Source organism: Streptomyces sp. WG7, assembly GCF_049975785.1.
In the GTDB taxonomy this organism is placed as follows: Bacteria; Actinomycetota; Actinomycetes; order Streptomycetales; family Streptomycetaceae; genus Streptomyces.
The window spans coordinates 17954-38681 of record NZ_JBNGGE010000038.1 but is presented as its reverse complement, the minus strand read 5'-3'; the positions used below and the strand labels follow the sequence as shown (position 1 = coordinate 38681).

The window sequence follows — 20728 nt, the reverse complement described above, 5'->3', positions numbered from 1 at the left end:
CGCGAGGGCGTACGAGGGCCGGCGGGCGGGACGGGTCAGCGGGTGCGCGCCTCCGGCGTCCGGGAGACACCTTCCTCCGCCTCCTTCATGTCCCCGTCCCCGGGGGAGGACATGACCTCGGTGAGGTCCCGGTGGCGGGTCTCCTTCGCCACACCCACGGCGATCAGCGTCAGCACGGCCGCGGCGATGACGTAGAGGGAGACCGGGGTGGAACTGTCGTACTCGGACAGCAGCGCGGTGGCGATCAGCGGCGCGGGGGCACCGGCCGCGACGGAGGCGAACTGGGCGCCGATCGAGGCACCCGAGTAGCGCATCCGCGTCGCGAACATCTCGGAGAAGAAGGCCGCCTGGGGCGCGTACATCGCGCCGTGCAGCACCAGGCCCACGGTCACCGCGAGGAGCAGACCGCCGAAGTGGCCGGAGTCGATCAGCGCGAAGAAGGGGAACATCCACAGCCCGACACCGGCCGCGCCCAGCAGGTACACGGGACGTCGGCCGATCCGGTCCGACAGCGCGCCCCAGGCCGGGATGACCGCGAAGTGCACGGCCGAGGCGATCAGCACCGCGTTGAGCGCCGTCTGTTCGGAGAGGCCGACCGAGGTGGTGGCGTAGACGAGGATGAAGGCGGTGACGACGTAGTAGCTGATGTTCTCCGCCATCCGCGCGCCCATCGCGATCAGTACGTCGCGCCAGTGGTGCCGCAGCACGGAGACCAGCGGAAGCTCCTCGGCGGCCGCCTTGCGGGTCTCGGCCCCGCGGGTTTCCGCCCTGCGCGTCTCGGCCTGTGCCAACGCCTGCTTGAAGACCGGCGATTCGTCGACGGACAGACGAATCCACAAACCGACCATGACCAGCACGCCGGAGAGCAGGAACGGTATCCGCCAGCCCCAGCTGTCGAACGCGGAGTCCGACAGCACGGCCGTCAGCAGCGACAGCACACCGGTCGCCAGCAACTGCCCCGCCGGCGCACCGGTCTGCGGCCACGACGCCCAGAACCCACGCCGGCGCACGTCCCCGTGCTCCGACACCAGCAGCACGGCGCCGCCCCACTCACCGCCGAGCGCGAAGCCCTGGACGAGCCGCAGCACGGTCAGCAGCACGGGAGCGGCCGTGCCGATGGTGGCGTGCGTGGGCAGCAGCCCGATCGCGCAGGTCGCCCCGCCCATCATCAACAGGCTGAGCACCAGCAGCCTCTTGCGCCCGAGCCGGTCACCGTAGTGGCCGAAGACGAGCGCCCCCAGTGGACGCGCGGCGAACCCGACGGCGTACGTCAGGAACGACAGCAGCGTGCCGACCAGCGGGTCGGAGTCCGGGAAGAACAGCTGGTTGAAGACGAGCGCGGCGGCGGAGCCGTAGAGGAAGAAGTCGTACCACTCGATGGTGGTGCCGATGAGGGACGCGGCGACGATGCGCTTGAGGTTGTTCGGAGCTGGTGGAGCGGCTGCGGGCGACGACATCGGCACCACTTCCTGGGGATCTGCGGGGACGGTTGCGTGTCGCCACACGGTAGGAAGGCGCAGGTCAGAGGCGTATGTGGTGGGACACCATAGTTCGGAGGCGAGCTATGCGCGCGGTCCCCATGCGTCCTCGCCAAGGGGTGCTTTGGCGGCCTGGAAGGGGGCGGATCGGGCGGTGTCTGCGATGCGTAGATTGGCATGATTTGTCGATGGCGTGCTGACTCCCGTGCTGGTTCGGTGCTGACTGAAAGCGCACGTCATCACCCGTCTTCACCCCTCCCGTGCTGACTTGGTGCTGACTACGTAGCGTTGAAGTCCGCCATCCGGGGCCCATCGGACAGCCGCTGTAGCTTGGTCCGACGTGGAGCTGCCTGAGAGCGGTACCTGTCAGGCACGCACGTCAGCGCGGTTGCAACGCTGTCACGACACCCCTGCCGCGCCTTGCCGGACCGGCGACAGATCTGGCGCCGAGTGAGCAACCGTGGCGGCGGCGCCCGCACCGTCCCGCTGGCCAGCACAGCCGTCGGCGCCGAGGTCTTCCGCACCCTCGTCGAGACGGGTGTCACCGTACGGGGCGACGCCGAGCACGACAGGGCCGCCGCGACTCACGGGGACCAGCCGGATCGACAGCAATCTACCGCGCGCTACCGGCTCATGGCCCGGTGGGGACGGCCAGTGGACCTTTGCGCCTGCGCCGGCCTCTCGCTTGAGGGGCTGTGACAGTGCCAGGGCGTCGCCGTCTGCGGTCCGTCGGTCAAACGGCTTCCGGGTAGAGCAGGCAGTCGTCGGGGCGGATGAGCAGGTTGATCTCGCCGTCCGTGTGGCGGACGGGGCTCTCTGCGTGGACGCGCAAGTCACCGACGCTGAGCTCGTACTCGAACCGGGCTCCGGTGTAGGAGCACTGTTCGATCCTCGCCCGGAGCACGTTGACGGTGCCGTCGTGCGGGGCGTCCGCGCGGTCGGTGAGGGTGATGCGCTCCGAGCGCAGGCCCACGGTCGCGGGTGCTCCCGTGGTACCGGTGCCGGCCACCTTCAGGCGTTGGCCGGTTTTGCCCAGTGCGACGTGTACGGTTCCGCCCTCGGTGGAGTCGACGCGGCCCTCCAGGAGGTTGCAGCGGCCGATGAAGCCGGCGACCTCGGGGGTGGCGGGGGTCTCGTATATCTCGGTGGGGGTGCCGACCTGCTGGAGGCGGCCGTGCATGAACACGGCGATGCGGTCGGACAGGGACATGGCCTCGACCTGGTCGTGGGTGACGTAGACGGTGGTGATGCCGACCTCGCGCTGGAGGTCCTTGAGCCAGACGCGGGCTTGGTCGCGCATCTTGGCGTCGAGGTTGGACAGTGGTTCGTCCAGGAGCAGGACGCCGGGGGAGTAGACGATGCCGCGGGCGAGGGCGACGCGCTGCTGTTGCCCGCCGGACAGCTGGTGGGGGTAGCGGTCGCGCAGGTGGGCCATGTCGACCTTGGTGAGCGCGTCGTCGATGAGGCGCCGCTGCTCGTCCTTGGGGATTTTGCGGAGCTTGAGCGGCAGGGCGAGGTTGTCGGCGATGGTCATGTGCGGCCAGAGCGCGTACGACTGGAAGACCAGGCCGAGGTTGCGGCCTTCCGGTGGCACCGTGTGGCGCGGGACGCCGTCGAAGAAGACCTGGTCGCCGACGCGGATGGTGCCCGAGTCGGGGGTCTCCAGGCCCGCGACGCACGACAGCGTGGTGGACTTGCCGCACCCCGACGGGCCGAGCAGGGTGAAGAACTCCCCGTCGGCGACGGTGAAGTTGACGTCCTCCAGGACGGCGGTGCCGTGGAAGGACTTCTTGATGTTCTCGACGGCCAGCTCAGGCATGTTTCTTCCCCTTCAGGAGGAGACCGGCGAGGCCGGCGACGACGGCGGTGACGGCGATCTGGAGGGTCGCGAGGGCGGCGACCGAGCCGGTCTCGCCCTGGGTCCACAGGTCGATGGCGGTGGTGCCGATGACCTGCGACTCGGCCCCCGCGAGGAACATGGCGGGGGCGTACTCGCGGATCATCTGGGTCCAGATGAGCAGGAACGAGGCGAGCATCGCGGGCACCAGCAGGCGGATCAGGATCCGGGAGACCGTGCGCCACCAGTCGGCGCCGGCGACGCGCGCGGCGTTGTCGAGTTCGGCGCCGAGTTGCATGGTCGCCGGGGAGATCGCGCTGTATGCGGACGGGAGGGCCCGGATGCCGAAGGCGATGATCAGCGCGAAGAGCGTGCCGCGCACCGCGTCGCCGCCGGGTATCCAGGTGAAGGCCCAGAACAGGCCGATGCCGACGATCAGGCCCGGGACCGCGTGCGGTGACTGGGCGGTCGTCTCCAGGAGACGGGCGAAGCGGAAGTCGGAGCGGCGGGCCACGAGAACCACCACCGTGCCGAACAGGGTCACGGCGACCGCGCCCACGAAGGCCACGGTGATGCTGTTGACGATCGACTCGGTGTAGGGCGCGTAGTCGAAGATCAGACGGAAGTTGTCCAGGGTGAGCAGGTCGAACGGGTTGACCAGCGGGGTGAGCAGCGAGGTGAACGCGCGCAGGATCAGCGCCAGCATCGGCAGCAGCGCGCCGAACACGACGTACAGACCGACGAAGGCGAAGCCCAGCCACTTCCAGGCGCCGATGTCGAGCAGGTCGGAGCGGGTCGCCTTGCCGCGCACCGACACGAACCGCTGGGCGTGCCCCAGCAGCCGCGTCTGGAACACGACCAGGGCGATCGTGCTGAGCAGCATGAAGGTGGACGCCGCGCCCAGCAGCCCGTAGTCCGGGTTGATCGAGTCGATGCCCTGCTCGTAGAGGAAGTTGGAGAAGAGGGTGATGCCGGCGGGCTCGCCCAGGATGAGCGGAACGGAGAGGGTCTCGATCGACGTTCCGAAGATCAGCAGGCCCGCGTAGAGCATCGGCGGGCGCAGCATCGGCACCACGACCGAGCGCAGGATGCGCAGGGGCCCCGCGCCGACGCTGCGGGCCGCGTTCTCCAGAGAGGTGTCGGACGCGGCCAGGGCGTTGGCGCAGAACAGGTACGCGATGGGGACCTGCGCGACGGCTTCGACGAAGGCCATGCCGGTCAGCGAGTACAGGTTCCAGGGGACCCAGCCGAAGCCCTCGCGCACCGCGCTGGTCAGAAAGCCGGCCGGCCCGTAGACGACGATCCAGCCGAAGGCCAGGACGAGCGGCGAGATGTAGATGGGCCAGCGCAGGATCTGGCCGAACAGGCGGGCGGCGGGGAAGCGGGTGCGTTCCAGGAGGATCGCCATCGGCACCGCGATGGCGAGCGCGAACACCGTGGTCAGGACGGCGAAGAGCAGGGTGTCCAGGATGATCGAACCGAAGCCCGCCTCACTGAACAGCTTCGTGTAGTTCGAGAGGGTGAAGGCGCCGCCTGCGGCATACAGGGGCTGGTTGCGGACCGACTGGTAGAGGATCGGTACGACGGGGGCGAGGACGAGCACGGCGGTGACGAGGAACGTCAGCCAGTGGATGGTGACTTCACGTCCGGCGCCGAAGAGGCGCCGGTACTGGGGAGTGCCCAGCTCACCTGCGCGTGGGGCGGGGGGCGGGGCGGGTGGCGCCGGGGGTGTCTGGATGGCCATGGCGACTCCGTACGAACGGGGTGGGGGCAGGGGCATCGGGCGGGCGGGGCGGCTCAGCCGCCTGCCTTCCGCCAGCGCGCGACGTACGCCTCCTGCACGCGCTCCGGCACCCGCACGGGCCGGTAGAGGTGGACGCGCTCGGCGCCGAGCTTGCGCCGCATGTCCTGGAGGCTGTCCATGGCGTCCTGGCGCACGTCCGGCCGGTACGGCACCAGGCCGCCCTCGGCGACCGCCGCCTGCCCTTCGGCGGAGATCAGGAAGTCCAGGAAGAGGCGGGCCGCGTTGGGGTGAGGGGCGGTCTTCACGATGGACAGCGCGCGCGGCATGACGACGGTGCCCTCCGCGTAGTAGCTCCAGCCCATCAGATCGCCGCTGTTCTCGGCGGCCGGGATGGCGACGCCGCCGCTGAGATTGATGGAGAAGTCGTACTCGCCGGAGACGACCTTCTCCACGAGCGTGCCGGAGGAATGGTCGGCGTGGGCGAACGGCAGCAGCCGCCGAAACGTGTCCCAGCCGCCCGCGACCTTCGAGGTGTAGCCCTGGTTGCTGGCGTAACCGTAGGCGTTGGTCGGGTCGTAGACGCCGATCTTGCCGCGGAAGCGGGAGGGCCGCGCCTCGACGATCGCCGCCAGCGACCGCAGGCCGTCGGGGAACTGGTCCCGGGAGAGGGTCTTGCGGTTGTAGATGAGGGCGACCGGGTCCGTGGACATGGTCCATACGCCGGGCAGCAACTCGGCCCAGTCCGGCAGATGGTCCTTCTCCGGCGAGCGGTAGTCGGCGGCGGCGTTCCGGGTCGCGTAGTCGCCCCACAGCGGTCCCGCGTTGTTGGCCAGCACGTCGGCGGGGGAGGTGCCGGCGGCGGACTCGCTGTAGTACCGCTCGTAGACGGCGGAGCCCCCGAGGTTGGTGGCGCGGATGTCCGACAGCCAGGGATAGCGCCGGGCGAACGCGTCGAAGACCGGCTGCCAGTTGGTCTGCGAGGTGTTCGAGTAGATCAGCAGTTTCCGCTCCCGCCGGGACGCTTCGACGATCCTGTCGTAGGAGTCGGGGTAGTACGCGGGGGTTCGCGGGGCGGCGGCATTCGCCTCATCGGCCGTACAGGCGGAGAGCGCGCCGCCCAGGGCGGCGAGACTGCCGACCGCCGCCGCGCCCCGCAGGAGGCGGCGGCGGGTGGGTCGGGATGCCGGGCCCGAAGTGGGCACCAAGGGAATCGTGGACATGGCGGCTCTTCTCGTAGGGGACGCGACGGCACTGTCAGCTGCTTCGAGAGACCGGCGGGGCCGGGTGGACGCCGGTGGGCGTGGGCGTGGGGGAGGGCGAGAGCGGTGCCGTCCGGCTATGCAGCGGCGACGGCGCGGCGCACCACATACGGCAGGATGCCGCCGTGCCGGAGGTAGGCCAGCTCCTGGCGCGATTGGAGGCGCAGACGCAAGGCGACCGTGGTGCCGGAGGCGTCGGGCCGGTTGACGGACAGGGTTATGGGATTCGTGCCGACGCGCAGATCGGCAAGTCCATCGAAGGTGAGGTCCTCCTCTCCGGTGAAGGCGTGGGCCGACGCACTGTCGCCGTCCTCGAACTCCATCGGCAGCACACCCATGCCGATCAGGTTGTTGCGGTGGATGCGCTCGTACGACTCGGCGATCACCACGCGCACTCCCAACAGCGCCTGCGCCTTGGCGGCCCAGTCACGGCTGGACCCGGCACCGTAGTTGCGGCCCGCGACAACGACCAGGTCATGGCCCGCGGCGCGGTAGGTCGCCGCCGCCTCGTGGACGGGCAGGACGGCCGAGCGGTCCGCGGTGTACGCGTGGCCACCCGTGAGGTTGCCCACCGACCGGAGCAGTTGGTTCTGGACGGCGGCGTTGCTGAACGCCCCGCGCAGCATGACCTCGTGGTTGCTGCGACGGGTCGAGTACTGGTTGAGGTCCCGCCGGGCGACACCGCGGTCGGCCAGCCAGCGCCCGGCGGAGCTGCGCGCCGGAATCGCGCCGGCCGGTGAGATGTGGTCCGTGGTGACGTCGTCGCCCAGCACCATCAGCACCCTGGCCCGCTCGACACGAAGCCGGTCGGGCGGTGTGGCGGGCAGGTCTGTCAGGTGCGGGGGCCGACGGATGTAGGTGGAGGCCGGGCTCCAGGAGAAGCGGACGCCGCCGGGCGCCTCGATCTCCCGCCACGCCCCGGTGCCCTCGCGCAGCCGTGTGGCGTTGGTCCGGAACATCTCGGGCCGTACGGAGGTGGCGACGCGCGCGGTGACCTCCTCGTCGGCGGGCCACAAGTCCTGCAGGAACACGGGCGTGCCGTCGGCGCCGGTGCCGAGCGGGTCGCGCTCGAAGTCGTGCAGGATCGAGCCGGCCAGTGCGTACGCCACGACCAGCGGCGGCGAGGCAAGGTAGGACTGGGCGATGCGCGGGTTGACGCGGCCGGCGAAGTTGCGGTTGCCGGACAGGACGGCCACCGGGTCGACGCGGGCGTCGGCGGCGAGTCGCTCCAGCCCGGGGTGGAGCGGGCCCGAATTGCCGATGCACGTCATGCAGCCGAAGCCCACGATGTGGAAGCCGGTCTCCGCCAGCGGGGTCAGAAGCCCGGCCTCGCGCAGGTAGTCCTCGACGACCCGTGAGCCGGGGGACAGGGACGTCTTGACCCACGGTTTCGCTGAGAGCCCGGCCCGCCGTGCCCGCTCGGCGAGGAGCGCCGCCTGCACGATCAGCGTCGGATTGGCGGTGTTGGTGCAGCTGGTGATGGCCGCGATGGCGACCGGACCCTCGGGGAGCCGCTCTCCGAACTCCGCCGTGGCCGTGGGCCGACCGGCGGTGGTGGACCGGAAGGACGCGGGCACCCCGGACAGCGGAAGCCGCTGATGGGGCAGATCGGGGCCGGCCAGGCTCGGCTCCACCGTCGCCAGATCGAGGTCGATGACGTCGTCGTAGCGCGGCTCGGGCAGGCCCTCGGTGCGCTTGAGGCCTTGCGTGGTCAGGTACGCGTCGACCAGCCGCACGTGCGCCTCGTCGCGGCCGGTCAGCCGCAGGTAGGCGGCGGTCTCGTCGTCGTAGGGGAAGTAGACGCAGGTCGCCCCGTACTCGGGTGCCATGTTGGCGACAGCGGCCCGCTCCGCCCACTTGAGCGTGGCCGCACCGGGACCGCAGAACTCCACGAACCGGTCCACCACGCCCTTGGCGCGCAGCAACTCGGTCAGGGTGAGCGCCAGATCGGTGGCGCCGACACCGGACCGCAGCCGTCCCGTCAGCCGCACGCCCACCACCCGCGGGTAGGGAATGGTGACCGGCTCGCCCAACATGGCGGCCTGCCCCTCCAAGCCCCCCACGCCCCAGCCGACGACGCCCAGAGCATTGATCATCGGAGTGTGGCTGTCGGTGGCGACCAGCACGTCCGGGTGCAGCCACGGCAGGCCGCCCTCGGAGGCCTCCTCGCGCCAGACCACGCGGGCCAGCACCTCCATGTTGACCTGGTGGATGATGCCGGTGCCCGGCGGTACGACCTGGAAGCCGCGCAGGCTGTGCTCGGCCCACTTCACGAACTGGTAGCGCTCGCCGTTGCGGCGGAAGTCGATCGCCAGATTGCGCTCGACGGCGTCGGGGCGCCCGTACTCCTCGACGATGACCGAGTGGTCCACGGTCAGGTCCACCGGGACGGCCGGCTGGAGCCGTTCCGGGTCGCCGCCGAGTTCGGCGACGCTGTCGCGCAGGGCGGCGAAGTCGGCGAGAGCGGGCAGACACGTGGTGTCGTGCAGCATGATCCGGTTCGGGTATACCGGCAGTTCGCAGTCGCCGCGGCCTGAGCGGGCGCGGGCGAGTACGTCGTCGAGGGCGGCGGGGGAGCGGCGGGCGACGTTCTCCAGCAGCACCCGGACCGCGTACGGCACCTCGGCGAGCCGCTCGGCAGGCAGCAGCCCGTCCAGTGGCTGGTACCGGTACGAGTGGCCGTCGACGGTCAGCACGGCGGTGGCGGTGGCGGTGGGGTCTGTACTCATGGTCCCTGCTGTCGTTCAGGAGGAGCCGACGGGCGCATGGCTCCGGGCGCGGCCCATATTGTCTTAAGCCGCTTACTGATACAACAGTTGGAACGCGGAAACTTCACGGACGGCAGTGGCGGGGTCCGGAGCGCGAGGTGGTCAGCCCTGCGTCTTGATGATGCGGACCTTGTCCAGGTGGCGGCGCAGGAAGGCGGCCGCCTCCTCCAGTTTCCCGTCCTCGACGAGGTCGAGCAGGTGCAGGTGTTCGCGGGCCTGGCCGGCCAGGCGGGAGCGGTCGACCTGGTGGCGGTACTCGATGAGGCGGCGCAGCCGGTGCTGCCGTCGGGCGGCGTCCAGGAGGAACTGATTGCCCGAAAAGCTCACGAGCATCTCGTGGAACGAGGCGTTGACGCGGAACAACTCGGCCCGCGGGAGCAGCAGGATGTCTCCGCGCAACAGGGACTCCTGCTGCTTGCGGTGCAGGGCCGCGGCCTCCGGATCGACCGTGAAGCCGGGCTCCAACAGGGCGTTCGGCTCGATGACCATGCGGAATCGATAGCTCTGGTCGTGTGCCTCGACCGTCGAGAGCACCTGCTGGAACTCCCAGCCGCGTCCGCCGGTCTTGCGGCGCACCAGGTCCTCGGACTCCATGCGCGCCAGCACCCGGTCGGCCTGGCGCGGCGTCAGGCCGTAACCGCGGCCGATGTCGGCCGCGGTGAACGGGCCGGTGAAACGGCCCCCGATGTAGTCGTCGGCGACCCGGAAGTACGCCTCCTCCTCCAGGTCGGTGGCTCCCGCCAGGTCTGTGCCGGTCAGGGTGGCGGCAGCGCGGTTCAGGAAGTAGCCGCGGTTCGGTTCACGCCTGAGGATCCCTACCTCGGCGAGGAAGGCCATCGCCTTGCGCGCAGGCGTGCGGGACACATCCAGCTCGTCCGCCGCCCACTGCTCGGTGACGTGCGCACCCTCTTCCAGGCCGCTGCGGCGCAGGAGATCCACCAGGCGGGTAGCGGTGGAGGTGGTCAGGTTCGGCCGCGACATCAGGCTGCGCTCTTCGGACGGGGACGTGGGACGCCCCATCCTATGAGTTGGGCCCCGGCGTGCGCGGTTGGGGAGGGCTCATCCATAACTAGTATTGTATCTATTGGCTCATTGATGCAAAGTTTCCTGTGGGGTGTCGATCCGGCCCTCCGGCCCCAGCACGCTCAATGAGAGGCAGCGCTTCCGACGATGCACACGACTCCCGTCCGCACCGCCGACCTCGCCGACCAGTACGGCGACGAGCTCCGTGTCTGTTCCACGCAGTTCACCGGTTACGGGGCCGTACGCTCCTTTGCCGGCCCGGTGCGGACCGTTTCCTGCCGCGAGGACAACGCCCTGCTGCACGAGCTGCTGCACACACCCGGGGACGGGGCAGTCGTGGTCGTCGACGGCGGAGGATCCCTCGTCACCACGCTCTTCGGCGACCGGATGGCCACCAGGGCCCGCGACAACGGATGGGCGGGTGTCGTCGTGCACGGTGCTGTCCGCGACAGCGCCTCACTTTGCGCGATGCAGTTCGGCGTGCAGGCGCTGGGGACCAGTCCGCGCAGAGCAGGCAAGGCTGGTCGCGGAGCGGTGGACGTCCCCGTCAGCTTCGGTGGCGTCTCGTTCGCCGTAGGCGACATCCTGCATGCGGACGAGGACGGAGTGGTCCTGCTCCCGGTCGATCACGTCTCCTGAAGGGCTGGTTTGTCGGCGGGCGGACGGGTGCAAACCACGCTGCTCGCCCGGCGCGGGCCTGTGCACCAGCGGTCCGACCGGCAGCGAGCGGAGGTGCCCGTCAAGGGGAAGGCGCGGCGACCGGGCGGCCTCACTCGCGGGGCGGGTCGGCCGCTGGGCGACGGGCGGCCCGGCCGCCGCCCAGCGGCCGTCCCGGCTGCGGGCTCGGCGCCCCCGGCAGCTCCGGGCGCCACCGCTTCGCCGGCGCTCGAAGAGGCGTGGTGGGGAGTGGTCTCCGCCGCGAGCTCGGTGCCGGGAGCAAGGACTGTGCGCTGCCGCAGCTTGACGCGCAGTAGGCGCGCGATGGCCATCGACCCGCCGCCGTGCAGCAGAAGGCTGCCTAGCACGACGAGCACCGAACACGATCGAGGTGGTGCCGCGTGGCCCGAGCGCACCGACCGTCAGTCCCCTTCGGGGGATGGGTCGTTGTCGTCAGACACCCGCAGACAGTCACCCATGGGCCGGTCCCTGCCTTGCGGGCGCGGTTTACCTCTACGGACTGACCGTCTTGCGCAGTGTGCGCAGGCACAGCGTCAGTGCCTCGTGCTTGGTGCCGCCCACTCTGGTGCGCTGCCAGGCCGCGTAGAGCAGCGACCACAGGATCTGGATGATCCAGTCCTGGTCGAGGCCGGTGTCGAAGGCCCCTTCTGCATGGCCGCGGTCGATGAGGCGGGCAAGCTCGCGGGACGTTTCTGTCTCATCCTCCCAGCCCTCCCACTGCCAGGTCGCGGCCAGCGATTCTTCGAACATCAGCGTGAGGGCCTCGCCCAGCTCGAAGAACTCCTGGCATACCCGCTCCAGCGCGGCCGCCGCCGGGCCGTCCTCGGTATGGGCCCGGTCGGTGGCGGCCGCGACCTTCTCCAGTACGTCGGTGCCGAGCGCCTGCATCAGGTCGGAACGCTCCGGGAAGTAGCGGTGCACTGTGGTGCGCCCGACCTCGGCGGCGGCGGCCACATCACCCAGCGACGCTTTGGGGTTCTTGGCCAGCACGGTGGCGGCGGCTTCGAGGATGGCGCGCCGGGTGCGGTTACTTGTTCCCGTTCCCATGCAGTACACCGTAGCGCGGTTCCGTTATGAGACATATTTGACCCTGGTGGAGCATCAATGTTCCACTAATGAACATGGTTGCTCGGGAGAGTCTGCGAATCCTCTGGTCCTTCGTCCGCCCGCACCGGCGGACCCTCGGCCTCGGCCTGCTGCTGGCACTGGCCGCGTCGGCGCTGGGCCTGGCGACGCCGATGGTCACCAAGCAAGTCCTGGACGCACTCGGGGACGACGGCTCACTGCGCGGCCCAGTGCTCACGCTGCTGGCGCTCCTGCTGGTCGGTGCGATGCTGCACTGCGTCGAATGGATCCTGCTCGGCACCCTCGGCGAGAAGGTGGTGCTCCAGGCACGGAAGTCGATGGTGCAGCGGTTCTTCCGCGCCACCGTGCCCGGCATCACCAAGCGTCCGCCCGGCGAACTGGTCTCCCGGGCGGTGTCGGACACCGTGCTCCTGCGCGAGACCGCCTCCACCAGCGTGGTCGGGCTCATCAACGGCGTGGTGATGCTCGTGGGCACGCTCGTCCTGATGGCCGTGCTCGACCTGGTGCTGCTCGGCACCACGGTCGCGGCTGTTGCCGTGGTCATCGTGCTGTTCGCGGTACTGATGCCCAGGATCGCCAAGACACAGGAACGGGCCCAGGAATACGTCGGTCGGATCGGCGGCACTCTGGAGGGCACACTGCGGGCGATCCGCACGGTCAAGGCGAACGGCGCCGAGGAGCGGCAGGCCGAGCGGATCATGAAGGACGCCCGGGAGTCGGCCCGCCACGGAATCACGGCCGTCCGTCTCGAGGCCGCCGCATGGACGATCGCCTGGACCGGTATCCAGCTCGCGATCATCCTCATCCTGGCCATCGGCGCATGGCGGGTCGGCGAGGGCCATATGGACGTCTCCAGCCTGATCGCCTTCCTGCTGTACGCCTTCGGACTGATGGACCCGATCACCGAGCTGTCCCAGAACCTCACCTCTCTGCAGTCCGGCATCGCCGCCGCCGAGCGGATCCGCGCGGTGGACGCCATCGAGGTGGAGACGAACGAGCGGCATGCAACGGCACCCGCGCGCGCCACAGCCGGCCCGGTACTGGAGATGCGGAGCGTCACTGCTACGTACGGCCCCGACCGCAAGCCCGCTTTGTCGGAGCTGAACCTGTCCGTACCACGGCGCGGACACACCGCAGTCGTCGGCCCGTCCGGCGCGGGCAAGACCACCATCTTCTCGCTGCTCCTGCGCTTCCTGGAACCGCAGGGAGGAAAGATACTGCTGGACGGCGCCCCGTACGAGCAGCACGGCCATGCCGCGATCCGGTCCCGGCTCGCCTACGTCGAACAGGACACCCCCGTGGTGCCCGGCACCATCCGCGACAACCTGCTCATCTCTCGCCCGGAAGCGACCGACGACGAGCTGCACCGAGTGATCAAAGAAGTACGCCTGACGGAGAAGATCGCGACACTGGACGATGGCCTCGACACCGAACTGTCGTCGGCGACGATCTCCGGCGGCGAACGGCAGCGGATCGCGCTCGCCCGCGCGCTGCTGCGCCGGCCCGACGTGCTCCTCCTCGACGAGGCCACGGCCCAGCTCGACGCCCTGACCGAATCCGCGGTGCACGGTTGCATCCGCGGCCGGTCCCGGGAAGGCGCAGTGGTGACAATCGCGCACCGCCTGTCCACGGTCATCGACGCGGACACCATCGTCGTGATGGAGGACGGGCGGATACGAGCCCAGGGCACCCACGAGAAACTGCTCGCGAGCGACGCCCTCTACCGTGACCTGGTGGAGGCGCTGCGGATCGCCGACGGGACGCCGGCGGCATAGCAGTACCCATTCGGACACGGACATGCGCAGGCCCAAGCCTCGCCCAGCACAGCAGGGACAGCACCAGGACCGGCTCGCTGCGGCCGCGACGGTGCCGTGGAAGTCGTAGGCCCGTGTGTCGTAGCGGGTGACCCCACGGGACGGTCCGCTCGACCTCGTTGGGCGCTGATTACGGACGCAGTCGAAGCCTCGGGCGGGCCGGCCTATCCGGCGAGCGCGAGGTTGTGCGGGCGAGCTATGGGAAGCACGGCGTGATGACACCGTCTCCCTTCAAGTGGCGGTCGCGGAGGATCTTCCAGCCCTTCCCCACGGGTGACGACCAGCCCTGTATCGGCGTCGAGGCCGACCTGGTGGTTGGTGGATAGTTTTTCGACCGCTCGGCCACCGTGTGGCACACGTGGGCACCAACGTGCCGTCCACGATGAGCACGGTGCCCTCGCGGAACCGTCGGCGTGTCCGCAGCGCGAGCAGCGCCCGAGGCGGGTGATGATGCGGTCGGCCACAGACTTCGAGATTCCGGAACAGCGGCGCGGGCCGGCGCAGCGTCAAGTTGGGTTCGCCAATAAGCCGCCACCAGCAGGACACGGTCCTCCAGCGGCAGACTCCACGGCCGGGACGGACCGCTGAACCCGTATGCGCAAGCCCGTGAAGCCGTTGCGAGTGTGGCTCAACCCGGGTCACGGCCCGGCGCTGGACGCACTTCCCTTCGGCCTGGTGCGGGCGACAACGTGGGAGGAAGAAGCCAACACCTTCATCGCGCCAGTCCTGGGACTGCCCGAACTGCCCTTCATCCCCTGGCCCTCGCTGCGGCCCGGACCCAGAGGCGGTGTCTTCTGGAAGACGCCCGAGTTCGTCCCCTGGGCGAAGGGCCGTGCGTTCGCCTGGGCCGACGACGGGATCACAGAGGCGGACCGTAGCCGGGTGAAGGAACACCACGACGGCCCCGCCCTCATTGCTTGATTTTCCACGGTACAACTATGCCGAACTTCCAGAGGTACATTCCTGCCAGCGCTGTGATGATCACGAGCCCCGCCGTGGTGAGAATGATATTGCGCCGCCGTACCTTAGGGTCGAGTGCGCGCTGGGCGGCTTCGGTGACCTTACGCCGGGTCCAGCGTAGGACGATCTGTGCCCAGGCGAATTCGGTCGCCCAGATGGCCATGCCACCGAAGATCACCAGCCAGCCCGGGCCGGGCAGCACCAGCATCGCGACGCCAGCCCCGATTACGGCGAGACCAACGACGAAGATTCCGACCTGCCAGCCCAGGCGGAGGAACCTTGACTTCCGGATGAACTCGGGGGCCCGCGAGCCCAGTTTCCGCTCCGTCGCCCGCTCGTCCCCCGCAGCGGAATCAGCGGTCACCGTCACGGCGACCTTATTCTGCTTATCATTCTCCGCGTTCATAAAGCCCAACCTATCGGAACCGAGACCTTGACCGGAATGGAGGTATGACCCAAAGGGACACACGTGAAAACGAACGGATTGAAGCACCGCAAGGTGCATGCGGTGGTGGACATTCATGATCGACCACATTAGCCGGAGGTCGACCCGAGAATTCATCCCAAGACCGGAAAGGCCCACAGCGGGCCCAGTGAGAGGCCGCTACTGCCAGGCGGGCTTTCTCGGCCATTCCTGACGTGAAATCGGTCGACCTGGCGCAGCAACAGATTGGCCAACTGGACGACCTTAACCGTTTCGATCGGTTTCTCGAAGCCAACGGTGCGATGACTGGCGGGGTTCGTGGAACGGCTCTTGGCTCCGGCGAACAAGGCGAAGTCTGACTTCTGTTCGTGACATCAGCGCGACGTCGACGAGGGAGCTTATCGAGCCCGGAGGCGTCGCGGCCGGCGACCTCGGTCGCCTTCATGGCGGCGAAGTCCGCGGTCTCGTGGTGGGGGCCGTCAGACGGCGGCGACGTCGATGGACATCTCCTTGAACGCCTTGTCCATCATGGCCGTCATGACCTTCTTGCCGACGCGGTTGGTCAGTACCTTCTGCATGGCGGTGCGTACGATTTTGTCCTTGCGGGTCTGGGGGACGAATGTCGGCAGGCCTTCGGTGCGGGCGGACTTCTGTTGGAGTGCCATGAAGGGGCGCAGTTTCTGGTCCCATTCGCGCAGGGCGCGGGGAGTGTTGCCGGGGTTGCGCTGGATCAGGGTGCCCAGCAGGTCGGCGCCGGCCATCGCGGTGGAGGCTCCCATGCCGGAGTAGAGGGTCAGGCACCAGGCGGCGTCGCCGAGCAGGACGATCCGGTCGGTGTGCCAGGTGTCCATTTCGATCTGGTGGGCGGAGTCGAAGATGTAGTCCTCTGCCTGCTCGAACTGCCGGAGCAGGTGGCCGAGTACGGGACCGACGGGCTCGGGTCCGAAGGCGGCGCGCAGAGACTCGATGGGCGGGCGGCGGAACTGGGCGTCCTCGTCGTCGGTGCGGTAGTTGAACAGCAGTCCGGGCTGGTGGTCGGTGAAGGGGAAGGTCCACACGGAGCGCCCGGGTTCGGCGAGGACGATGCCGTCCTGGGGCCGGTAGCCGGGGACGGGTTCCTTCATGGTGGTGGCTGCGACGATGTGGTGCAGCGGGCGCATGAACCGGCTGTCGGGGCCGAACGCGAGGCGGCGGACGGTGGAGCGCAGGCCGTCGGCGCCGATGACGAGGTCGAAGCGCTCGGTGGTGTCCGCGGCGTCTTCGCCGGTGGTGGTGCGGAGGGTGACGTCGACGCCTGCGGGGTGTTCATCGAGGGCGGTGGGCGTGGTGCCGTAGCGGATTTCGGTGCGGGGGGCGACGGTGTCGTAGAGGGCGGTCTCGATGTCGCCGCGCAGGATCAGACGAGGGCCGCCGGGCAGGTCGCCGTAGCCCATCCCGGGACGGCGGCGTCCGTCCCGCTCGACGTCGTAGGTGATGCTGGTGGTGTCGGTGCGGTTGCCGATGGCGTCGAGGATGCCCATGCGCTTCGCGGTGGCGCGACCGGTTTCGAAGAGGCCGATGAAATAGCCGGCGGCGCGGCGTTCGGGGGCCCGCTCGACGATCACGGGCTCCCACCCGATCTCATGCAGGCGCATCGCCGTGGCGAGGCCGCCGATTCCCATGCCGACGACGAGGGCTCGGGGTGTGCTGCTGTTCAATTGGGGTCTCTCCTCTGCAGTGCGGGTCCGTGACTGCGGATCCGCTACGTGATGCGGCGGCCGGGGACATGGGGACGGCGGGTGCGGCGGCGGGATCCTGCCTGGCAGGGTGCGGCGGAAGAGCAGACCGTGGACGACGGCTCCGATGGTGCGGGGAGACGGCGGCCCACGTGCAGAGCGCTGAGCAGATCTCCAGCGTGCGCATGCGGGCGTGCTCTGGGCGGGCGGGCTGGGGCCGGTCCGGGGCGGACTGTTCCAGCCCCCTCCACCGCTGCTGCTCGTGGCCTGCGGTAGCGAACCGCGAAGGGCCGGTGGTCCGGTGGTCAGGTGCCTTGCGGGAGGTTGCGCACGGCGGCCCGGGGGACGGGGCCGGCGAGGGCGGGTGTCGTCACTGCCTGGCGTCGAGGCGTGTTGCCACTTCGGTGGCTGCGCGCTGGCCCGAGAGGATGGCGCCGTTCATGCTGCCGGATGTCTCGTCGGCTGTTTCGGTGCCGGCCCAGTGGACGCGTCCGACCGGCTGGCGCAGGAACGGTCCGAAGGTGGTCCACGTCTTCGGTCCGACTGCCGGGTTGGGCCCGCCGGGTGCGAAGCTGTCGTTGCCCCAGGAGAAGTCGGTGTAGTCGATGGAGTGGCGCGCGGGCTCACCGTACAGGTGGATGAGGTGCCGCGTGACGCGGCGGCGGCGCTCCGCCTCGTCGTACGCGTCGAATCCACGTCCGTCACAGAACACCATGAGGATGCCGGGGCCGTCGGCGCGGGGGCTGACGTCGAAGGTGAGGAAGACGGTCTCGTCGTCGGACATTCCTTCCCCCGACAGACCTTCGTCCCGCCAGAAGGGGCGGTCGTAGGCGACGAAAGCCTTGCTGAGTGCTCCCAGCCGCCAGCTGCGCGAGAGTCCGTAGTGGCGCTCCGGGAGTGCGGGCGTGAACTCGATGGTCGAGCGGTGTGCCGGCGACGCCGTCACGATGACGAACTGGGCATCGATGGTGTGCTTGCTGGTCTCGACCGTGACGCGTTCGCCGACCGTGGTGATGCGCTCCACCGGGGAGGCGAGGAGCAGGCAGTCTTCCAGCGTGCCGGCGAGCCTGCTGACCAGCGTGTGCGTGGTTCCCAGCACTCGGTCCTGCTGGTCGCCGCCCTCGACGGCGAGCATGTGCTCGATGCCGCCCAGGTTTTTGATGTACCGCATCACGTTGAACAGTGACACCTCGCCGACGGGTGCGCCCCAGTGCACCAGGCTGAACATGTTCATGAACTTCCGGGTGTCCGTCAGGGCGTGCTTCAAGGTCAGCCACTCGCCGAGCGACATCGAATCGAAATGCGCGGCATGGGGGTGCTCCCAGGGGGACGAGACGGGAAGGCCGTCGACCATCTTCTGCAGGTTGCCCATGATCCGCGTGAGGTCGAGCATCACCCAGGGCGCCATGGACGTGGCGCTCTCGATCTTGCGCTTGCCTCCGAAGGACATGACGCCCTTGCCCGGTTGAAACTGGGGCACGAACTCGCAGTCGAATCGGCGTGCGAGGTCGCGTACCGCGGTGTGACCCGGTGCGACCCAGGTCGCTCCGGCGTCGACGGGGACGCCCGCGACCTCGACCGTGTGGATCCGTCCGCCGACGCGGTCACGGCCCTCGATGACGACGACGTCGTGTCCGGCTCGGGAGAGCTGGTCCGCTGCCGTGAGTCCTGCGAGCCCGGCACCGACGACAACGACGTCGGCGGATCGGGTGCTGACACTGGTCATGGTCACGCTCCGTTCGTATGCGGCCTGCCGGCCGTCTAGCTCTTCCCAATACTGTACTGACATGTCAGTGCAGTTTTCAAGTCGGGGTGCCATGTTCCGAGGTGAAGGTGGAAAGAGTTGCGGGCGATCAGGAAGAACGGCTTCCGTGGGAACGCCACCACATACGAGAAGACCGCCACTTCCTGCGAAGTGGCGGTCTTCCTTGCGTCGATCCTGCTCCGGGCGAAATCCCCCTCAAAAGCGGACCTCAGGCGCTGGGGCTGGCAAGATCCTCCAGCTTGTTGCGCAGGGCGACGAGTTCGGCACGATCAGGCTTGAGCCCCCATCCGGTCATCAGGCCGGCGCCGTCGATGGCGTTGAGGATGACCGTGCGCGCTCCGACCGACAGTCCGTCGTTGGCCATCTCGGCCTTCCAGGCGGCCCCGTCTTCGGCAAGAACTTCGGGCACCCCGGGGGTGACGGCGAGGGCGGCCAGGAGGAACAGCCGCTCGCCGACCGCATCGATCTCGTCGCCTTCCAGAGATGCGCGGATGAAGGCGCGTGCCAGACGGCCGGGTTCCTGGCCGTCCTCAACGTTGTCATGCACCGCTTTGCGGAACTGGGTGAGCACATCGCGGGTCAGGGCGACCCACAGCGCGTTCTTCGAGCTGTAGTGGTAGATCACGGCCCCGCGAGTCATCCCGGCCGCGTCCGCCACGTCATCGAGGGTCGCCCGGGCTCCCTGGGCCACGACGACACCCCTCGCGGCGTCAAGGATCAACCGCTTGGTGTCCTCAGGTCCTCGTCCTGCTGTGCGTCCCATTGATCTCTCTCATGTGCAGTCGACGTCGTTCGGCGACCAGTGTGCCCGGTCGCGCGATCTCGTCACAGGTTGGGGATTTGCTTGGGGCGGGAGGGCTCAGCCCCGAAGGGGGTCTTCCTGCGGTTGCTGTGCCTTGTCAGTGTTGCCGGGATGGTGGCCAGCAGGTCGCCGATCCCTCCGGCGAGCGTGGCCGCGCGGTTGCGTCCCTCGGCCCGGGTGCTGAACTCCACGGTCCGCGCCGTGATGCTCTGTGCCGTCTTGGCGAAGGGACGGATCTCGGCCTCGAACCGTGCGAAGGCGAGAGTGACGTCAGCGGTGTCGCGGAGGGACTCGGCGAGCACCTTGGCGCCCGGCAGGGACGCGTGCGCGCCCATGCCGGAGACCGGGTCGATGCAGTGGGCGGAGTCGCCGAGGAGGACGACCCGGCGGGTGTACCAGCGTGGCAGTCGCACTTGTGAGAACCGGGTCAGTTTGGTGTCCTCGGACTTGCGTGCTGCCGCCGCGACCGCGCGCATGTCCGGGCCCAGGCGCTCGACCATGTCACAAACCTGCTCGACCAGCATCGGCTCGTCCGGCGTGGTCGAGCCCGGCACGGGAACAACCGCCATGACCGACGTCTGGTCGGTGTCCAGGAACGGATAGATCAGCGACAGCATCCCCTCCCGGGACGCGATCACCGCACGCCCGTCGGGCAGGGGCACGTCGGCGTTGATCCATACGTGGGTCAGGCCATTGCGGTACACGCTGTGCGCTTCTGACGCCAGCGTCAGCCGGCGCACCGTCGAGTGCAGCCCGTCCGCCCCGACCACCACGTCGAACGACTCCGACGAACCATCACTGAACCGGGCCAGGACGTCGTCGCTACGGTGCTCCAGCGCCTCGAGCCCGACGCCCAGCCTCTTGTGAACCGTGCTCGGCAGGTGCGCGAACAGCCTCGACAGCAGCACCGAACGGCGGGCCAGACGCCAATCGCTGTCGCCGTCGAGCTTGAGCTCGCGGACCTTGCGCGTGCCCCACCGCACCGACATCGCCGGCGCCGCGAAGGTCACCTCGTCGATGATCTCCTGGCCGCCCATGAGTCGCAGCACCCGCGTCGCCTGAGCATCCAGTTGCAGCAGATAACTGCTCGGGTACGGCTCGGCCTCCTTGTCGACGAGCACGACCTCCCATCCTTCATGCTCCAGCCACCATGCCGCGGCGCATCCGGCCATCCCGCAGCCCACCACGAGAGCCCGTCGGCGAGCGGTCTCCACGGTCCCGGATGCCATACACCCTCCAAAACTAGTCTGACGTGTCAGTATAGTTTATGGGTGGGTGTGGGACCTGTCAACGACGGGGGGCCGCCTCGGCCAGGGTGGGGCGGCCTCGTCGGCGGCGCTCGGACGGCCCGAGCGTGGTGCGCCGGCCCTTATGC

At 69.2% G+C, this 20728-nt stretch carries 17 protein-coding genes and 1 pseudogene; 5 read left to right on the top strand and 13 right to left on the bottom strand.

What is annotated here, in order from left to right:
- Window positions 1-35: 35 nt before the first annotated feature.
- Window positions 36-1457, bottom strand: coding sequence for an MFS transporter (locus tag ACP4J0_RS29125; RefSeq protein WP_426601704.1), 1422 nt, complete (start codon window positions 1455-1457; stop codon window positions 36-38).
- A 471-nt stretch (window positions 1458-1928) separates the two neighbouring features.
- Between ACP4J0_RS29125 and ACP4J0_RS29120 the strand changes: the two genes are divergently transcribed.
- Window positions 1929-2177 (top strand): hypothetical protein, encoded by a 249-nt coding sequence (locus ACP4J0_RS29120; protein WP_426601703.1) that lies wholly within the window; start codon window positions 1929-1931, stop codon window positions 2175-2177.
- Window positions 2178-2211: 34 nt separating this feature from the next.
- On the opposite strand, the gene ACP4J0_RS29115 is transcribed toward ACP4J0_RS29120, so the two are convergent.
- From ACP4J0_RS29115 to ACP4J0_RS29095, 5 genes are all read right to left on the bottom strand, one after another.
- On the bottom strand, window positions 2212-3297 hold the full coding sequence (locus ACP4J0_RS29115) for an ABC transporter ATP-binding protein (RefSeq protein ID WP_426601702.1): 1086 nt from the start codon (window positions 3295-3297) through the stop codon (window positions 2212-2214).
- Window positions 3290-5059, bottom strand: a complete 1770-nt coding sequence (locus tag ACP4J0_RS29110; protein WP_426601701.1) for an ABC transporter permease — start codon at window positions 5057-5059, stop codon at window positions 3290-3292. Before ACP4J0_RS29110 ends, ACP4J0_RS29115 begins: the two co-directional genes overlap by 8 nt.
- A 53-nt stretch (window positions 5060-5112) precedes the next feature.
- Entirely contained in the window at window positions 5113-6279 is a 1167-nt protein-coding gene (locus ACP4J0_RS29105) for an extracellular solute-binding protein (RefSeq protein WP_426601700.1), read from the bottom strand.
- A 116-nt stretch (window positions 6280-6395) separates the two neighbouring features.
- Window positions 6396-9047, bottom strand: coding sequence for an aconitate hydratase AcnA (gene acnA / locus ACP4J0_RS29100; RefSeq protein ID WP_426601699.1), 2652 nt, complete (start codon window positions 9045-9047; stop codon window positions 6396-6398).
- 141 nt (window positions 9048-9188) lie between these two features.
- Window positions 9189-10067 carry an FCD domain-containing protein gene (locus tag ACP4J0_RS29095; protein WP_426601698.1) on the bottom strand — a complete coding sequence of 293 codons (879 nt, stop codon included), beginning with the start codon at window positions 10065-10067 and terminating at the stop codon, window positions 9189-9191.
- 189 nt (window positions 10068-10256) lie between these two features.
- On the opposite strand from ACP4J0_RS29095, the gene rraA reads away from it, so the two are divergent.
- Window positions 10257-10748 carry a ribonuclease E activity regulator RraA gene (gene rraA, locus ACP4J0_RS29090; RefSeq protein WP_426601697.1) on the top strand — a complete coding sequence of 164 codons (492 nt, stop codon included), beginning with the start codon at window positions 10257-10259 and terminating at the stop codon, window positions 10746-10748.
- A 531-nt stretch (window positions 10749-11279) separates the two neighbouring features.
- On the opposite strand, the gene ACP4J0_RS29085 is transcribed toward rraA, so the two are convergent.
- The gene (locus tag ACP4J0_RS29085) at window positions 11280-11834 is read right to left on the bottom strand and encodes a TetR/AcrR family transcriptional regulator (RefSeq protein ID WP_426601696.1); all 555 of its coding nucleotides are present in this window, start codon (window positions 11832-11834) and stop codon (window positions 11280-11282) included.
- Between the two features lie 74 nt (window positions 11835-11908).
- Between ACP4J0_RS29085 and ACP4J0_RS29080 the strand changes: the two genes are divergently transcribed.
- Window positions 11909-13648: an ABC transporter ATP-binding protein gene (locus ACP4J0_RS29080; RefSeq protein WP_426601695.1), complete on the top strand. Its 1740-nt coding sequence runs from the start codon at window positions 11909-11911 to the stop codon at window positions 13646-13648.
- Between the two features lie 203 nt (window positions 13649-13851).
- Here ACP4J0_RS29080 and ACP4J0_RS29075 read toward each other — a convergent pair.
- Window positions 13852-14261: pseudogene (locus tag ACP4J0_RS29075) on the bottom strand (helix-turn-helix domain-containing protein); the annotation flags it as partial.
- Window positions 14262-14281: 20 nt separating this feature from the next.
- On the opposite strand from ACP4J0_RS29075, the gene ACP4J0_RS29070 reads away from it, so the two are divergent.
- Window positions 14282-14608 (top strand): hypothetical protein, encoded by a 327-nt coding sequence (locus tag ACP4J0_RS29070; protein ID WP_426601694.1) that lies wholly within the window; start codon window positions 14282-14284, stop codon window positions 14606-14608.
- Here ACP4J0_RS29070 and ACP4J0_RS29065 read toward each other — a convergent pair.
- Window positions 14598-15053: a TIGR02611 family protein gene (locus tag ACP4J0_RS29065; RefSeq protein WP_426601693.1), complete on the bottom strand. Its 456-nt coding sequence runs from the start codon at window positions 15051-15053 to the stop codon at window positions 14598-14600. The two genes, ACP4J0_RS29070 and ACP4J0_RS29065, sit on opposite strands and share 11 nt — an antisense overlap.
- Window positions 15054-15286: 233 nt before the next feature.
- Between ACP4J0_RS29065 and ACP4J0_RS29060 the strand changes: the two genes are divergently transcribed.
- Complete coding sequence (locus ACP4J0_RS29060) at window positions 15287-15430, top strand: hypothetical protein (RefSeq protein WP_426601692.1); 144 nt, start codon at window positions 15287-15289, stop codon at window positions 15428-15430.
- Between the two features lie 120 nt (window positions 15431-15550).
- Here ACP4J0_RS29060 and ACP4J0_RS29055 read toward each other — a convergent pair whose 3' ends face one another.
- From ACP4J0_RS29055 to ACP4J0_RS29040, 4 genes are all read right to left on the bottom strand, one after another.
- On the bottom strand, window positions 15551-16768 hold the full coding sequence (locus ACP4J0_RS29055; RefSeq protein WP_426601691.1) for an FAD-dependent monooxygenase: 1218 nt from the start codon (window positions 16766-16768) through the stop codon (window positions 15551-15553).
- Window positions 16769-17156: 388 nt separating this feature from the next.
- The gene (locus tag ACP4J0_RS29050) at window positions 17157-18512 is read right to left on the bottom strand and encodes a flavin monoamine oxidase family protein (protein ID WP_426601690.1); all 1356 of its coding nucleotides are present in this window, start codon (window positions 18510-18512) and stop codon (window positions 17157-17159) included.
- Between the two features lie 247 nt (window positions 18513-18759).
- Window positions 18760-19314, bottom strand: coding sequence for a TetR/AcrR family transcriptional regulator (locus ACP4J0_RS29045; protein WP_426601689.1), 555 nt, complete (start codon window positions 19312-19314; stop codon window positions 18760-18762).
- A gap of 62 nt (window positions 19315-19376) precedes the next feature.
- A complete protein-coding gene (locus tag ACP4J0_RS29040) occupies window positions 19377-20582 on the bottom strand; it encodes an FAD-dependent oxidoreductase (protein WP_426601688.1) in 1206 nt (401 codons plus the stop codon).
- Window positions 20583-20728: the final 146 nt, after the last annotated feature.

Bases quoted from the DNA above. Each gene is read 5' to 3' on its own strand.
- ACP4J0_RS29125 (WP_426601704.1), bottom strand. From the start codon at position 1,457: ATGTCGTCGCCCGCAGCCGCTCCACCAGCTCCGAACAACCTCAAGCGC.
- ACP4J0_RS29115 (WP_426601702.1), bottom strand. From the start codon at position 3,297: ATGCCTGAGCTGGCCGTCGAGAACATCAAGAAGTCCTTCCACGGCACC.
- ACP4J0_RS29110 (WP_426601701.1), bottom strand. From the start codon at position 5,059: ATGGCCATCCAGACACCCCCGGCGCCACCCGCCCCGCCCCCCGCCCCA.
- ACP4J0_RS29105 (WP_426601700.1), bottom strand. From the start codon at position 6,279: ATGTCCACGATTCCCTTGGTGCCCACTTCGGGCCCGGCATCCCGACCC.
- acnA (WP_426601699.1), bottom strand. From the start codon at position 9,047: ATGAGTACAGACCCCACCGCCACCGCCACCGCCGTGCTGACCGTCGAC.
- ACP4J0_RS29095 (WP_426601698.1), bottom strand. From the start codon at position 10,067: ATGTCGCGGCCGAACCTGACCACCTCCACCGCTACCCGCCTGGTGGAT.
- rraA (WP_426601697.1), top strand. From the start codon at position 10,257: ATGCACACGACTCCCGTCCGCACCGCCGACCTCGCCGACCAGTACGGC.
- ACP4J0_RS29085 (WP_426601696.1), bottom strand. From the start codon at position 11,834: ATGGGAACGGGAACAAGTAACCGCACCCGGCGCGCCATCCTCGAAGCC.
- ACP4J0_RS29080 (WP_426601695.1), top strand. From the start codon at position 11,909: ATGGTTGCTCGGGAGAGTCTGCGAATCCTCTGGTCCTTCGTCCGCCCG.
- ACP4J0_RS29070 (WP_426601694.1), top strand. From the start codon at position 14,282: ATGCGCAAGCCCGTGAAGCCGTTGCGAGTGTGGCTCAACCCGGGTCAC.
- ACP4J0_RS29065 (WP_426601693.1), bottom strand. From the start codon at position 15,053: ATGAACGCGGAGAATGATAAGCAGAATAAGGTCGCCGTGACGGTGACC.
- ACP4J0_RS29050 (WP_426601690.1), bottom strand. From the start codon at position 18,512: ATGACCAGTGTCAGCACCCGATCCGCCGACGTCGTTGTCGTCGGTGCC.
- ACP4J0_RS29045 (WP_426601689.1), bottom strand. From the start codon at position 19,314: ATGGGACGCACAGCAGGACGAGGACCTGAGGACACCAAGCGGTTGATC.
- ACP4J0_RS29040 (WP_426601688.1), bottom strand. From the start codon at position 20,582: ATGGCATCCGGGACCGTGGAGACCGCTCGCCGACGGGCTCTCGTGGTG.